The following is a 14372-nucleotide window of genomic DNA, read 5'->3' on the forward strand; positions in this document are numbered from 1 at the left end:
ACGGTGCAGATCAACCAGCCGAAACTCCCTACCCGGGCTTAACTTCCCGGCATTGCGCTATGCGTTGTAGAAGGTGCCCTTCCTTACCGCGAAGCGGTCGCGGCGCAGGCGTTTTCTGAGCGGCGCTGCGGCACCCTGATCCGCAACGACGCCGAACCCCGTGCGCCGTGGCCGCGCCGCCGTCATGCGGGCGCGTGCGCCTTGAGGAACTCGGCGAGCTTCGCCCGTACGGTCTCCGTCGCGGCCGGGCCGCCGGGGGTCAGCAGGAACACGCCGTGCCAGTCGGTCGGCACGATCAGCAGTTCCTTGGCGGTCGTCTTCGGGGTCAGCGCGTGCAGCTCGCGGGCACTGTCAGCGAAGCTGCTCTCGAACTCGCCCGCGGCGTAGAACACGGGCATGGTCAGCTTCGGCGCGGCGTCCAGGGCGTTCGCGCCGAACACCGACGGGGCCGACAGTGCCACCACGGCCACCGGCGCAGGGGTCACCGTCGGCGCGGCGGCCAGCACGGCGGTGCCGCCCATCGACGCGCCGATCAGCACGATGGTCGTCGCGCCGTCCGCGCGCAGGGTCGCCGCCGCAGCCGCGACCTGCTGCGGATTGTCCGCGTCACCCGCCGTGGACACCCCGAACCCGCCGAAGTCGAAGGCGAGCACCCGGTATCCCTGCGCGGCCAGCTCGCCGGCGTACGGCGCCCACTGGCAGACGTCCCCGCCGTTCTGGTGGGCCAGCACGATCCCCGTCTTGCCGCTGTCGAGAATGACCCCGCCCAGGTCGGCACCACGCTCGCCGAACCGGGTCTGCCGCGCGCCGGGCGGCAGTTCGCAGGCCGCGCCCGCGTTCAGGCCGGTCGGGCTCGGGGCGGGCACCGGATCACCGCCGGAGCAGCCGGTCAGGGCCACGGCCGTGGCGGCCGCGAGCAAAGCCAGTCTTCGCATCGGATCTCCTCGGTGGACGGACGAGCCTTGTCGTCTGTCCATACCGCCGAGGTGTGGGCGAGGGTGGGGCCGGCGGCCGACGTGTTCTGCTCCGCCACCCGGCAGCGTCGGGCCGCGCGTCAGCTGACGTCGGTGCGCAGGTGATGCAGGCGCAGCGCCAGCTGCACCTCCAGCGCCCGGTCGGGGCGCTGCCAGTCCGCGCCGAGCAGCTGGGCCACCCGGTCCAGCCGCTGGGTGACCGTGTTGACGTGCACGTGCAGCTGCTCGGCGGCGCGGGCCAGGCTGCCGCCGGTGCCGAAGTAGCACTCCATCGTCTTGACCAGCGCCGTGCCACGGCGCAGGTCGTAGTCGACGACCGAGCCGATGGTGTCGCGCAGGAACCGGGTCACGTCCGGGTCGCCGCCTTCGCGGACCGCGCCCAGCAGCAGCCCGACGAAGCCGAGTTCGGCCGTGGACGCGCCGTCGCCGGTGCGGCCCAGCGCGGCCAGCGCGGAGGCGCAGTGGTCGGCCTCCTTGAACGCCGCGGCCAGCCCGGCCGGGTCGGTCGCCGGTCCGGCCGCGCCCGCGGTCATCGGCCTACCCAGCACCCGGCCCAGTTCCCGGGCCACGGAGCGGGCCAGCGCGCCCGCGTCGGTGCCGGGCACCATCAGCACCACCCGGCCGTCGCGGGTGGCGGCCAGCCCGGCATGCGTACCGGCGAAGGTGTGCGCCCACGACACCGCGCGCTGCCGGGCCGGGCCGGAGGTCGCCGCCGCGTCGTCGACGCAGACCAGCACGTGCGGGCGGTCCAGGTCCACGTTCAGCCGGCGGGCCCGAGCGCGCAGCGACTCCGGGTCGCGTACGGGGCGGGCGATCAGGTCGTCGAGCAGCTCGCCGCGCACCCGGCCCTCGGCTTCGGCGACGGTGCGCCGGAACAGCAGCAGCAGCGCGGTGACCAGCGCGGCGCGCTCCAGGATCTGCTGGTCGGCATGGCCGGTGTCGTGCTTCGGCTGCCAGACGAGCGCGCCGAGGTTCTCGGCTCCGGCCACCACGGCGGCGAACCACAGGCCACCCCGGCGCACGGCCCGGCCGTCCGCGCGGGAGGTCGCCAGCGCCTCCGCCACGATCGCGGCGTCGGGCAGGACCGGCCCGTCCGGGCCGAACAAGCCGGCCGCGTCGGCGGGCCGGACGCCAGGTTGCTCCGGGCCGGGCGGCAGCGCGCCCTGGGTCAGGCTGCCGGAGGTGTCCGTGCCGACCGCGGCCAGGGTGCGGCCGTCGGCGTCGAGCACCATGAGCCGCCCGCCGAGCACGTCGGTGACGGCGGCGGCGACCTCCTCGACGCCACCCCCGCGCAGCACCAGCGCGGTCATCCGGTCGTGGGCGGCCGCGGCGCGTTCCACCGACGCGCTGTGCGCCGAGATCTTGGTGTGCGCCGCCGACAGCTCGCTCAGCGCGGTCTGGGTCTCGCCGAGCAGGCGGGCGGTGTCGATGGCGACGGCGGCGTGCGCGGCCAGCGACACCAGCAGCGACACCTCCTCGCGGGCGAACGGGCGCTCGGAGCGGTTCGCGGCGTACAGCACGCCGATGACACGCGAGCCCAGCCGCAGCGGCACGCCCAGGATGGCGACGAGCCCCTCCTCGCCCACGCCCGCGTCGATCTCGCCGGTGTGGTGGAAGCGGCGGTCCTCGGGGTAGTTCGCGGTGGCGTAGGGGGTGCCGGTCTGCGCGACCAGCCCGCCCAGTCCCGCGCCCAGGGGCAGCCGCAGCCGCTGGAACCGCGCCGAGACCGAGCCGTCGGTGACCCGCATGTACACGTCGCCCGCGGCGTCGTCGCTCATGGTCAGGTAGGCGATGTCGGTGCCGAGCAGGTTGCGGGCCCGGTGCACGATCGCGTGCAGCACCGCGTCGAGGTCGCGCAGGCCGGCCAGGTCACTGGCGGTGTCGTACAGGCCGGACAGCTCCGCCTCGCGGCGGCGGCGGCGCTCCAGCAGCGCCCGCACCCGCAGCGCGGCGAGTTTGGCCTCCTCCAGCTCCGCGATCTCGTCCGGGCCGGCTCCGCGTGAGCGCGCCTGGACGAGCGGCCCCTCGAACTCGACCGGGGCCGCCTCGCGTTCGAGCAGTTCGAGGAACCGGATGGTCGCGGAGGGCATGGCTCGCATTCCTACCCCGCCGATCACTGGGCTGTCCAGCCGCCGTCCATGGCGATGGACGTCCCGGTGATGAACGAGGCGGCGTCGGTGCACAGGTACGCGGCCAGCTCGGCGACCTCGGCGGGCTCGATCAGGCGTTTGATCGCCGCCTTGGCCAGCATGATCCGCTCGATGACCTCGGTCTCGTCGATGCCGTGCGTGCGGGCCTGGTCGGCGATCTGCCCCTCGACCAGCGGGGTGCGCACGTAGGCGGGGTTGATGCAGTTCGCGGTGACGCCGAACGGGGCGGCCTCCACGGCGATGACCTTCGACAGGCCCTCCAGGCCGTGCTTGGCCGACACGTACGCCGACTTGAACGCCGACGCGCGCAGCCCGTGCACCGAGGAGATGTTCACGATCCGGCCCCAGCCCCGCGCGTACATGTGCGGCAGGGCCCGGCGCACCAGCCGGAACGGGGCGACCAGCATGACCTGGTGCAGGTAGGTGAAGCGGTCGGGGGCGAAGTCCTGCAGCGGCGCGACGTGCTGCAGGCCGGCGTTGTTGACGATCACGTCGACGGCCGGGTCGAGGTCGTCGAGGGCGTCCGGCGCGGCCAGGTCGGCGACCACGGCGGTGCCGCCGATCTCGTCGGCTACCAGCCGGGCGGACGCTTCGTCCCGGTCGACCACGAGCACCTTGGCCCCGGCCTGCGCCAGCCGGGCCGCGCAGGCCCGGCCGATGCCGCTGCCGGCGCCGGTCACCAGTGCGGTGCGGCCGGTGAGGTCGAGTCGTACCAGTGGCGGCGTCGCGGTCGTCATGGTGCGTGAACCTACGAGCCGTGCGGGAGCGCGCACATGGGTCGCGCCCACACAGTGTGCCGGGATCGGGTGTGGCGCGCGTCCGCGCCACGGCGCGGGCCTGGCGCGGGCCTGCGTGGAGTCCGCTGACGGTGGTGTCCGCTAGGGTGTCGTACACACGTACGGCGAAGTGGACGGAGCGGCGGGTGCAGCAGCGGCAGCGGCGGGTGCTCGGCGTCGACCCGGGGCTCACCCGGTGCGGCGTCGGTGTGGTGGAGGGCGTGCCCGGCCGGCCCTGCGTGATGGTGGACTACACCGTCATCGGCTCCGATCCCGATGCCGACCTGGCCGACCGGCTGCTGCACCTGGACCGCAACCTCGCCGAGCTGATCGCGAGGCACCAGCCGGAGAGCGTGGCGGTGGAGCGGGTGTTCAGCCAGCACAACGTGCGCACGGTGATGGGCACCGCCCAGGCGGCGGCGGTGGCGGTGCTGGCGGCCGCGCGCGCCGGGCTGCCGGTGCGCACCTACACTCCGTCCGAGGTGAAGGCGGCCGTGACCGGCTCCGGTCAGGCCGACAAGAAGCAGGTCACCACGATGGTCACCCGGTTGCTGCGGCTGGACGCGCCGCCCCGCCCGGCAGACGCGGCCGACGCGCTGGCGCTGGCCATCTGCCACATCTGGCGCGGTGGCACGCGCGACCGGCTGAGCGAGGCCATCCGGGCAGCGAAGGGCAGGCAGTGATGATCGCGAGTGTGGCGGGGACCGTCGCCTCGATCGGCGCGGACGCGGCGGTGGTCGAGGTCGGCGGGGTTGGCCTGCGGCTGCTCTGTGCGCCGGGCACGCTGGCGGCGCTGCGGGTCGGGCAGCAGGCCCGGCTGTCGGCGACGCTGATCGTGCGCGAGGACTCGCTGACCCTGTTCGGTTTCGCCGACGACGACGAGAAGCAGCTGTTCGAGCTGCTGCTGACGGCCAGCGGGGTGGGCCCGAAGCTGGCCCAGGCAGCGCTGTCCGTGCACACCCCGGACGTGCTGCGCGCGGCGCTGTCGCACGGGGACGTCTCGACGCTGACCCAGGTGCCCGGTATCGGCAAGAAGGGCGCCGAGCGCATGGTCCTGGAGCTGCGCGACAAGGTCGGCCCGGTGGCCGCGGTGCCCGCCCAGGGCGGCCGCCCGCAGGCGTGGACCGAGCAGGTGCGCCAGGGCCTGGTCGGGCTCGGCTGGAGTCAGGCCCAGGCCGACCAGGCGGTCACCGCGGTCGCCGAGACGATCGACGGCCCGACCCCGCCGGTGCCGGTGCTGCTCAAGCAGGCGATCCGGCTGCTGGGTAAGACGCGATGAGCGAGCACGGCGAGCGGATCCGGGAACTCTCCACTCATCGTGACGACGTGCGCGGCGAGGAGAAGCGATGACCGATTCTCTGGTCAGCGCGCTGGCCTCGCCGGAGGAGCGCGACGCCGAGGCGTCGGTGCGCCCGAAGCGGCTGTCGGAGTTCGTCGCCCAGGAGCGGGTGCGCGAGCAGCTGGAGGTGCTGCTGCACAGCGCGCTGCGGCGCGGCTCGCCGCCCGACCACATCCTGTTCTCCGGTTCGCCGGGGCTGGGCAAGACCACCCTGGCGATGATCGTCGCCGCCGAGCTGGGCGGGGCGTTGCGGATGACCTCGGGCCCGGCCATCGAGCGTTCCGGCGACCTGGCGGCGGTGCTGACCAGCCTGCAGCAGGGCGACGTGCTGTTCATCGACGAGATCCACCGCATCGCGAAGCCGGCCGAGGAACTGCTGTACAGCGCGATGGAGGACTTCCGGGTCGACGTGATGGTCGGCAAGGGCCCCGGCGCGACCGCGATCCCGCTGGACGTGGAGCCGTTCACGCTGGTCGGCGCGACCACGCGGGCGGGCCTGCTGACCGGCCCGATGCGCGACCGGTTCGGGTTCGTCGGGCACCTGGAGTTCTACAGCGCACCGGAGCTGGCGGCGCTGCTGCAGCGCTCGGCCCGCATCCTCGGGGTGGCGGCGACGAAGGAGGGCATCGCGGAGATCGCGGGGCGCTCCCGGGGCACGCCGCGTATCGCCAACCGCCTGCTGCGCCGCGTGCGCGACTACGCCGAGCTGCGCTCGGACGGGGTCGTCAACGTGTCCTCGGCACGCGCCGCGCTGAAGGTGTACGACGTCGACGACATGGGGCTGGACCGGCTGGACAAGGCGGTGCTGGTGTCGCTGGTCGAGCTGTTCGGCGGGGGACCGGTGGGCCTGTCCACGCTGGCCGTGGCGGTGGGGGAGCAGCCGGACACGGTCGAGGAGGTCGTGGAGCCGTTCCTGGTGCGGGCGGGCCTGCTGGCGCGTACGCCCCGGGGCCGGGTGGCGACCGCCGCCGCGTGGCGGCATCTCGGTAAAAAACCGCCAAATGGTACTTTTGGTGCTGGCGCCACCACGGCGCCCGACCTGTTCACCGTCGATGCCCAGCCGGACACATAAGCGGACCTCGCGTTCGTGATCTTAACGTGACCTACACCGCAAGTGTGCGATCGCTCGCGTACCGACTAGACTTCGCGCGGTCCGAACGGACGACAGATGCCACCGCAGGCGCGCGGGTTCGCGCTGCGGGGCCTTGTGGAAAGGTCACAAAGTGGGCGGTAATTCCGGCAGCGCGTTGCCGACGATCATCATGTTCGCCCTGCTCTTCGGCTTGATGTACTTCATGTTCATCCGGCCGCAGGCCAAGCGCCGCAAGGAGGCCGAGTCGATGCAGAAGTCGCTCGGCGCCGGCGACAAGGTGATCACCATCGGCGGCCTGTACGGCACGGTCGTCTCCACCGACGACGAGAGCATCACCCTCGAGATCTCGCCCGGCGTGACCGCCCGCTACGCGCGTCAGGCCGTGGGCCGGGTGACCGAGCAGGTCACCGCTCCGACCGAGCACGTGGTGGACAACCCCGTCAAGGAAGACAAGTAAATCGCTGACCCCACGCCACGGCCGACCGCTCCCCAGTGTCCGGCCGTGGCGTATCCCCATCCGTCATTCATCCCAGGGAGACTCGACAGCCGTGGCACCACCTCAGGGACAGATGCGCCCCGGGAGGCAACTTGCCCTTCTCGGCGCCATCTTCGTCATCCTCGCCAGCGCGGTCTGGTTCGGCGGCAAGGGCGGCTGGCAGGATCGCCTCGCCCCCAACCTCGGCCTTGACCTCGTCGGCGGCTCGCGGGTCACCCTCCTGGCGCAGACCGGCGCCGATGGCAAGCCGGCGACCGCGCAGGATCTCGAGCAGGCCCGCCGCATCATCGCCGAGCGCGTCGACGCTCGCGGTGTCTCCGAGGCGCAGGTCGTCATCGAGGGCGACCGGAACATCGTGATCTCGGTGGCCAAGAAGGGCGACAACGCGATCGACGACGTCGGCCAGGCCTCGCAGCTCTTCTTCCGCAAGGTGCTGAGCCAGACCGACGGCAGCGGCCTGACCGCGGCCCCCCAGCCGTCGCCGAGCGCGAGCCCGAGCGCGGCCGCGAGCCCGAAGCCGAGCACCGCGGCCAGCCCGAAGGCGTCGGTGAGCCCGTCGGCCGGTGGCACCGGTGGCGGTGCCGCGATGGCCCCGACGCCGACGCCGACCCCGGCGGCCAGCAAGAGCCCCGCCGCTTCTCCCTCGGCCAGCCCGAAGGCCGCAGCGGCTCCCAAGCCCTCCGCCTCCGCCGCCCCGGCCAACAAGAACGTGACCGTGGAGCAGGTGCAGGCGAAGGTCGGCAAGGCCGCCTGGGACGCCGCCGCCAAGCTGACCGCGGTGCCGACCGACGCCGCGCAGCTCGAGGTGCTCGCTCCGTTCGGCACGCTCAACGGTTACGAGGCCGCGCTGCTGGCCCCGAAGGTGCAGTTCTATGTGCCGTTCGTGAGCTGCGAGCAGCTCGACACGCGCCCCCCGGGCTCGATCAACAACCCCGACGCCGAGGCTGTCGCCTGCGAGAACGGCGCCAAGTACCTGCTCGACGTGTCGAAGGTCAAGGGCACCGACGTCGACAAGGCGTCGCCGCAGGTCGAGCAGAACACCAACCGCCGGGTGGTCTCGCTGGACTTCTCCAGTGACGGTCTGGACAAGTGGACCAAGCTGACCAAGGAGTCCTTCAACAACGAGGGCCAGAAGTGCGACCAGACCGCGATCGGCCCGGAGAACCACTGCCGCGTCGCGGTGGTGCTGGACAACAAGATCATCTCCTCGCCGGAGATCCAGGGCGTGCTCGGTGACGACTCCGTCATCAGCGGCGACTTCGACCAGAAGTCGGCTACCGACCTCGCCAACAACCTGAACTACGGCTCGCTGTCGATGACCTTCGAACAGCAGGAGGCGCAGTCGATCACCCCGACCCTGGGTGGCGAGCACCTGAAGGCGGGTCTGCTGGCGGCCGGCATCGGCATGCTGCTCGTGGTCATCTACTCGTTCTTCTACTACCGCCTGCTGGGCACGGTCATCGTGCTGTCGCTGATCCTGTCGGCGGCGCTGACCTTCCTGGCGCTGGTGTTCCTGGGCCGGGAGATGGGCTTCACCCTGACGCTGGCCGGCATCGCCGGATTCATCGTCTCGCTCGGTGTCGCAGCGGACTCCTTCGTCATCTACTTCGAACGCCTGAAGGACGAGATCCGCGAGGGCCGCAGCCCGCGCAGCGCGGTGCCCCGCGCCTGGGTGCGTGCCCGCAAGACGATCCTGACCGCCAACGCGATCTCGCTGATGGCCGCGCTGGTGCTCTACCTCGTCTCCTCCGGCGCGGTCGCGGGCTTCGCCTTCGCGCTGGGTCTGGCGACCCTGCTCGACCTGATCGTGGTGTTCCTCTTCCGTCACCCGATCATGACGATGTTCGCGCGTACCGACGCGTTCCTCTCCCCGCGCGTCAGCGGCCTGGGCCGCGTGCTGCACGAAGCCAAGGAGGCTAAGTGATGAGTGGTCTCGCATCCCGTCTTTACAGCGGTGAGGCCGGGTTCCAGATCGTCGGCAAGCGCAAGCTGTGGTTCGGCGTCGCCGGCGGCGTGCTGCTCGTCGCGATCCTGGCCATGTCGCTGATCGGCTTCAAGCCGGGCATCGAGTTCGAGGGCGGCAACGAGTTCACGGTGCCGGCCTCGGCCGGGCAGCTCGCCGACGTCGAGAAGGTGATCGACGACGCGATCCTGTCGGTCCAGCCCGACGCCACGCTGGTCCCCGCGCAGCAGGTCGGCAACGCCGCGATCACGGTGCGCAGCTCGTCGCTGTCCGACGAGCAGACCGACACGGTCCGGGCGAAGATCGCCGCGGACCTGAAGCTGGAGGCCGACAACGTCACCGGCAACCGGGTCAGCCAGGCCTGGGGTGCCCAGGTCACCGAGCAGGCGCTGATCGGCCTGGCGCTGTTCGTCGTGGTCGTCACCATCTACCTGGTGATCCGCTTCGAGTGGCAGATGGCCGCGGCGGCGGTCGCGTCGCTGGCGTTCGACCTGGTCGCCACGGCCGCCGTGTACGCGCTGGTCGGTTTCGAGGTCACCCCGTCGACGGTGATCGGCTTCCTGACGATCCTGGGCTTCGCGCTCTACGACGTCGTGGTCGTGTTCGACAAGGTGCAGGAGAACACCCGCGGCATCACGGGCAGCAGCACCCAGACGTACGCCGAGGCGGCCAACCTGGCCCTGAACCAGACCTTCATGCGGTCCATCAACACCGCGCTGGTGGCGCTGCTGCCGGTCGGCGGACTGCTGTTCATCGGCGCGGGCCTGCTCGGCGCGGGCACGCTGAAGGACCTGGGTCTGGTGCTGTTCATCGGTATGGGCACCGCGGTCTACTCGTCGCTGTTCTTCGCCACGCCGGTGCTGGTGTGGCTGAAGGAGAAGGACCCGAAGATCGCCAACCACACCGCGCGGGTGCTGGCACGCCGTGCCACTCCGGCCAAGGCCGCGTCGGGCGACCTGCCGGCGCAGGTCAGCACGGGCGCGGGCAGCGCGGCTCCGAAGGCGGGCGCCAAGCCCACCGTCGGCGCCAAGGCCGGCCGTCCCGCGGGCGGCCGCCCCGCCGGCAAGCGCCGCTGACCCACGGCGACACCACCGAGGCCCGGTCTCCCCACGGAGACCGGGCCTCGCCCTTTCGGCGCGTTGATCATGAACTTATGGCACGGGTCGGCGGTGTGTCGTCGCCACAACTTCATGATCATCTGTGGTGACGCGGGTGCCGCCGGGGTGTGTGGGGACACAGTTGCGGCGGAGACCGGCGGTGACGGTGTGGCGACACGGCGGGGCGTACTAGGGTGTGCCCGTGACCAACGATCTGATCCAGGGTGACAGCGGGCACGCCACCGCGGCGCTCGTCGCCGACATGGTCGTCGACGTGGCGGACTTCCCCAAGACGGGTGTCCTGTTCAAGGACCTGACCCCGCTGTTCGCCGACGGCAAGGCGTTCCGCGGCGTCATCGACGCGATCGTGGCGCAGTACGCCGGGCAGTTCGACGTGGTCGTGGGCGTGGAAGCGCGCGGCTTCGTGCTGGCCGCCGCCGTCGCGTACGCCGCCGGCACCGGGGTGGTGGCCGTACGCAAGGCCGGCAAGCTGCCCCGGGTGGCCCACGCCGCCACCTACGCCCTGGAGTACGGCACCGCCACGCTGGAGATCAGCGAGGCCGCCTTCACGCCCGGCCAGCGGGTGCTGGTCGTCGACGACGTGCTGGCCACCGGCGGCACCGCCGACGCCACGCTGGACCTGGTGCAGCGGGCCGGCGGCGAGCTGGCCGGTTTCGTGGTGCTGATCGAGCTGGGCTTCCTGGGCGGCCGGGAGCGGCTCGGCGAGCGCCCGGTGCACGCCCTCCTGCGCATCTAGCGCCCCACCCACACCACCTGCCGGGGCGCGTACGAGGCGCCCTGATCAGCCGCGTCCGTCCACCCGCTCGGGTGACGGACGCCACGAGTGCCCTACCCGGCCGCAGCCGGCGGGGGTACGCTCCTCCGGCAAATCGGCCGGCAAGCCCGAACACAGGTAGCATGGGCTATCCGAACCTCACTCGAAGGAGCGGCCGTTGTCTCAGGAAGTCGCCCCCAGCGTGGCCGTGGCGGAGACGTCACCGGCCGGGAACGGGCCCGACAAGGCCCCGGCGGCGAAGGGCGCGAAGGCGGCCCAGCCCGCCAAGCGCGAGGCAGCAGCCGTGCTGCCCTTCCCGGGCACGAACGAGCAGTCCCCGGCCGAGACCGACCGGGGAGCCGAGGACCGTGCCGCCGCACCCGAGGTGCGCGCCGCGCCCGGCACCAACCAGCTCGGCATGTTCGCCGGTGTGCCCTCGGGCCGCCGGGTGCGCGCGCGGCTGTCCCGCTTCAACGCGCCCTGGCAGTCGGCCAGCGTCAGCGAGGAGCTGGAGCCGCTGATCGCCGCGCACCGGGCCGCGCACCCCAAGGCCGACATCCGCGTCCTGCAGAAGGCGTACGAGACGGCGCGGCAGTGGCACGAGGGCCAGTTCCGCAAGTCCGGTGACCCGTACATCACGCACCCGCTGGCCGTCGCGAGCATCCTGGCCGACCTCGGCATGGACACCACCACCCTGGTGGCCGCGCTGCTGCACGACACCATCGAGGACACGCCCTACACCCTGGAGGCGGCCCGCGCCGACTTCGGCGACGAGGTCGCGCTGCTCGTGGACGGCGTGACCAAGCTCGACAAGGTCAAGCTGGGCGACTCGGCCAAGGCCGAGACGATCCGCAAGATGGTCGTGTCGACCGCCAAGGACCCGCGCGTGCTGGTCGTCAAGCTCGCCGACCGGCTGCACAACATGCGCACGCTCACCTTCCTGCCGCTGGCCAAGCGGGAGCAGAAGGCGCGCGAGACGCTGGAGATCCTGGCCCCGCTGGCGCACCGGCTCGGTATGAACACGGTGAAGTGGGAGCTGGAGGACCTGTCCTTCGCGACGCTGTTCCCCAAGCGCTTCAAGGAGATCCAGCGCCTGGTCAGCGACCACACCCCGCAGCGGGACAACCTGCTCAAGCAGGTCACCGACCGGGTGCAGGCCGACCTGCGCGGCTCGAAGATCAACGCGAAGGTCACCGGCCGGCCCAAGCACCTGTACTCGATCTACCAGAAGATGATCGTGCGGGGGCGCGACTTCAACGAGATCTACGACCTCGTCGGCGTGCGCATCCTGGTGGACACCGTGCGCGACTGCTACGCGGCGCTCGGCGTGATCCACGCGGCCTGGCAACCGGTCCCCGGCCGGTTCAAGGACTACATCGCCATGCCGAAGATGAACTTCTACCAGTCGCTGCACACGACCGTGATCGGCCCCAACGGCAAGCCGGTCGAGATGCAGATCCGCACCCACGCGATGCACGGCACCGCGGAGTACGGCATCGCCGCGCACTGGAAGTACAAGGAGGGCCCGAAGGCCAACTCCACGGTGGTCGGCCCGTCCAGCCACATCGATGGCATGACCTGGCTGCGGCAGCTGCTGGACTGGCAGCGCGAGACGTCCGACCCGGGCGAGTTCCTCGACGCGTTGCGCCACGACCTGTCCAGCCAGGAAGTGTTCGTCTTCACGCCCAAGGGCGAGGTCATCGCGCTGCCCAACGGCTCCACGCCGGTCGACTTCGCGTACGCGGTGCACACCGAGGTGGGCCACCGCTGCATCGGGGCGCGGGTCAACAGCAAGCTGGTGCCGCTGGAGTCGGTGCTGTCCAACGGCGACGTGATCGAGATCTTCACGTCCAAGTCGGAGAGCGCCGGCCCGACCCAGGACTGGCTGGGCTTCGTCAAGTCCTCCCGGGCCCGCACGAAGATCCGGCAGTACTTCAACAAGGAGCGCCGCGACGAGGCCATCGACGCGGGCAAGGACTCCCTGGCCCGGGCCATGCGCCGGCAGGGGCTGCCGCTGCAGCGCCTGCTGACCGCGGGCGGCCTGCTGGCCATCGCGCGTGAGCTGCACCTGAGCGACATCACCTCGCTCTACGCGGCCGTCGGCGAGGGCCAGGTCTCGGCGCAGTCGGTGGTGCAGCGCCTGGTCGCCGGATACGGCGGCGAGGAGGGCGCGGTCGAGGACATCGCCGAGTCCACCATCCCGACCCGGCCCAGCCGCACCCGCGCGCCCGGCCACGACCCCGGCGTCGCGGTCAAGGGCGTGTCCAACGTCTGGATCAAGCTGGCCCGCTGCTGCACGCCGGTGCCCGGCGACCAGGTGTACGGCTTCATGACCCGTTCCGGGGGCATCAGCGTGCACCGGGAGGACTGCGTCAACACCGGCGACCTGAAGGCGCAGCCGGAGCGGCTCGTCGAGGTCACCTGGAAGCCGACCGCGGGCTCGATGTTCCTGGTCGCCATCCAGGTGGAGGCGCTCGACCGGCACAAGCTGCTGGCCGACATCACCCGGGCGCTGTCCGAGGAGCGGGTGAACATCCTGTCCGCGACGGTCACCACGACCCGAGACCGGATCGCCGTGAGCCGGTTCAGCTTCGAGATGGCCGACCCGAAGCACCTGGGCCACCTGCTCAACGCCGTACGCGGCGTGGAGGGCGTCATGGACGCCTACCGCGTCACCTCCGGCGCCTGACGCACCACCAGCCGCAACTCTTAAAAACTCGCGCCCTCGTCATGTCGACGAGGGCGCAAGTTTTTAAGAGTTGGGCAATGGTGGGGTCAGCCGGCGGCCGGGGTGACGGTGAGGGTGGTGATGGTGACGGGGGACTTGGGGGCGCCGTCGGTGGCGGTGTTGCCGGTGGGGTCGACCGCGCCGCCCTTGCCGATCGCGGTCACCACGTCCAGGCCCGCGGTCACCGTGCCCAGCACGGTGTACTCGGAGGCGATCGGGGTCGGGCCGTACACGATGAAGAACTGGCTGCCGGTGGTGTGGGGTTCCGAGGTCTTGGCCATGGCCAGCGTGCCGGCGGGGTAGGCGAGGGCCGGGTCGGTGACGTCGGGCAGGTTCTCCTCGGCGAACCGGTACGCGGGACCGCCCATGCCGGTGCCCGACGGGTCGCCGCACTGCAGCACCTGGATGCCTTCGGTGACCAGGCGGTGGCAGCTCGTGCCGTCGAAGAACCGCCGACCGGCCAGGTGGGTGATGCTGGCCGCCGCGCACGGGGCCTTGCCGGTGTCCACCTGGATCGTGATCACGCCGCGGTTCGTGGTCATCGTGAGCTGCTGGACGCCGTTCGTCGGGACCGTCTGCGGCGGGGTGCCGACGTCCTTGACGTTCACGTTCGACGCCGCCTCGACGGGCAGCCAGCGGCACGTGCCGCCCGCCGCGGTGCTCGCGGTGGTGTCCGCGGGTCCGCTGCCGGTGGCGGCGCCGTCGCGCAGGCGCAGCACGAACACGGTGACGGCCACGACGGCGCAGACCAGCACCACCACGATGGCGGTGACCACGGCCGCGATCAGCCAGCCGCTGGTGCCGCGGCGTTGCGCCGCGGGTGCTTGGTGCGGGCCGCTGTCGGGGGTCCAGGGGGAAGTGGTCACGATGCTCCTGTCACAGGTGGAACCGCAGCGTAACCCGTGATGGTGAGCGGTGCACCCGGAGGCGGGTGTGCGGTGTCCACAAGCGATGGACACGGAAGCGGAGCGGGGCGGGACC

11 protein-coding genes and 2 pseudogenes are annotated in these 14372 nt (G+C 71.8%); 8 read left to right on the top strand and 5 right to left on the bottom strand.

From position 1 onward, the window contains the following. Positions 1–182 precede the first annotated feature (182 nt). From ACFQO7_RS37020 to ACFQO7_RS37035, 4 genes and pseudogenes are all read right to left on the bottom strand, one after another. On the bottom strand, positions 183–935 hold the full coding sequence (locus tag ACFQO7_RS37020) for an alpha/beta fold hydrolase (protein WP_376810769.1): 753 nt from the start codon (positions 933–935) through the stop codon (positions 183–185). Positions 936–1054: 119 nt separating this feature from the next. Beyond that, positions 1055–2038: pseudogene (locus tag ACFQO7_RS37025) on the bottom strand (PucR family transcriptional regulator); the annotation flags it as partial. A 125-nt stretch (positions 2039–2163) separates the two neighbouring features. Beyond that, positions 2164–3064: pseudogene (locus tag ACFQO7_RS37030) on the bottom strand (GAF domain-containing protein); the annotation flags it as partial. A 23-nt stretch (positions 3065–3087) separates the two neighbouring features. After that, on the bottom strand, positions 3088–3861 hold the full coding sequence (locus tag ACFQO7_RS37035; protein ID WP_376810770.1) for a 3-hydroxybutyrate dehydrogenase: 774 nt from the start codon (positions 3859–3861) through the stop codon (positions 3088–3090). Between the two features lie 185 nt (positions 3862–4046). On the opposite strand from ACFQO7_RS37035, the gene ruvC reads away from it, so the two are divergent. The 8 genes from ruvC (at position 4047) to ACFQO7_RS37075 (ending at position 13352) form a co-directional block, all read left to right on the top strand. After that, entirely contained in the window at positions 4047–4583 is a 537-nt protein-coding gene (ruvC, locus tag ACFQO7_RS37040) for a crossover junction endodeoxyribonuclease RuvC (protein WP_376810775.1), read from the top strand. Further along, positions 4583–5179 carry a Holliday junction branch migration protein RuvA gene (ruvA, locus tag ACFQO7_RS37045; protein WP_360539304.1) on the top strand — a complete coding sequence of 199 codons (597 nt, stop codon included), beginning with the start codon at positions 4583–4585 and terminating at the stop codon, positions 5177–5179. Before ruvC ends, ruvA begins: the two co-directional genes overlap by 1 nt. 67 nt (positions 5180–5246) lie before the next feature. Further along, on the top strand, positions 5247–6311 hold the full coding sequence (ruvB, locus tag ACFQO7_RS37050; RefSeq protein WP_360539306.1) for a Holliday junction branch migration DNA helicase RuvB: 1065 nt from the start codon (positions 5247–5249) through the stop codon (positions 6309–6311). Positions 6312–6462: 151 nt separating this feature from the next. Next, positions 6463–6789, top strand: coding sequence for a preprotein translocase subunit YajC (gene yajC, locus ACFQO7_RS37055; protein WP_376810771.1), 327 nt, complete (start codon positions 6463–6465; stop codon positions 6787–6789). A 91-nt stretch (positions 6790–6880) separates the two neighbouring features. Further along, entirely contained in the window at positions 6881–8752 is a 1872-nt protein-coding gene (gene secD, locus ACFQO7_RS37060) for a protein translocase subunit SecD (RefSeq protein ID WP_376810772.1), read from the top strand. Next, positions 8752–9867: a protein translocase subunit SecF gene (gene secF / locus ACFQO7_RS37065; RefSeq protein WP_376810773.1), complete on the top strand. Its 1116-nt coding sequence runs from the start codon at positions 8752–8754 to the stop codon at positions 9865–9867. Before secD ends, secF begins: the two co-directional genes overlap by 1 nt. A 223-nt stretch (positions 9868–10090) precedes the next feature. Beyond that, entirely contained in the window at positions 10091–10645 is a 555-nt protein-coding gene (locus tag ACFQO7_RS37070) for an adenine phosphoribosyltransferase (RefSeq protein WP_203689894.1), read from the top strand. A 436-nt stretch (positions 10646–11081) separates the two neighbouring features. Beyond that, positions 11082–13352 (top strand): RelA/SpoT family protein, encoded by a 2271-nt coding sequence (locus ACFQO7_RS37075; RefSeq protein WP_360539347.1) that lies wholly within the window; start codon positions 11082–11084, stop codon positions 13350–13352. An 86-nt stretch (positions 13353–13438) separates the two neighbouring features. Here the strand turns inward: ACFQO7_RS37075 and ACFQO7_RS37080 are convergent, their stop codons facing one another. Next, the gene (locus ACFQO7_RS37080) at positions 13439–14257 is read right to left on the bottom strand and encodes a peptidylprolyl isomerase (RefSeq protein ID WP_376810774.1); all 819 of its coding nucleotides are present in this window, start codon (positions 14255–14257) and stop codon (positions 13439–13441) included. Positions 14258–14372: the final 115 nt, after the last annotated feature.

It is taken from the genome of Catellatospora aurea (assembly GCF_042663325.1).
In the GTDB taxonomy this organism is placed as follows: domain Bacteria; phylum Actinomycetota; class Actinomycetes; order Mycobacteriales; family Micromonosporaceae; genus Catellatospora; species Catellatospora aurea.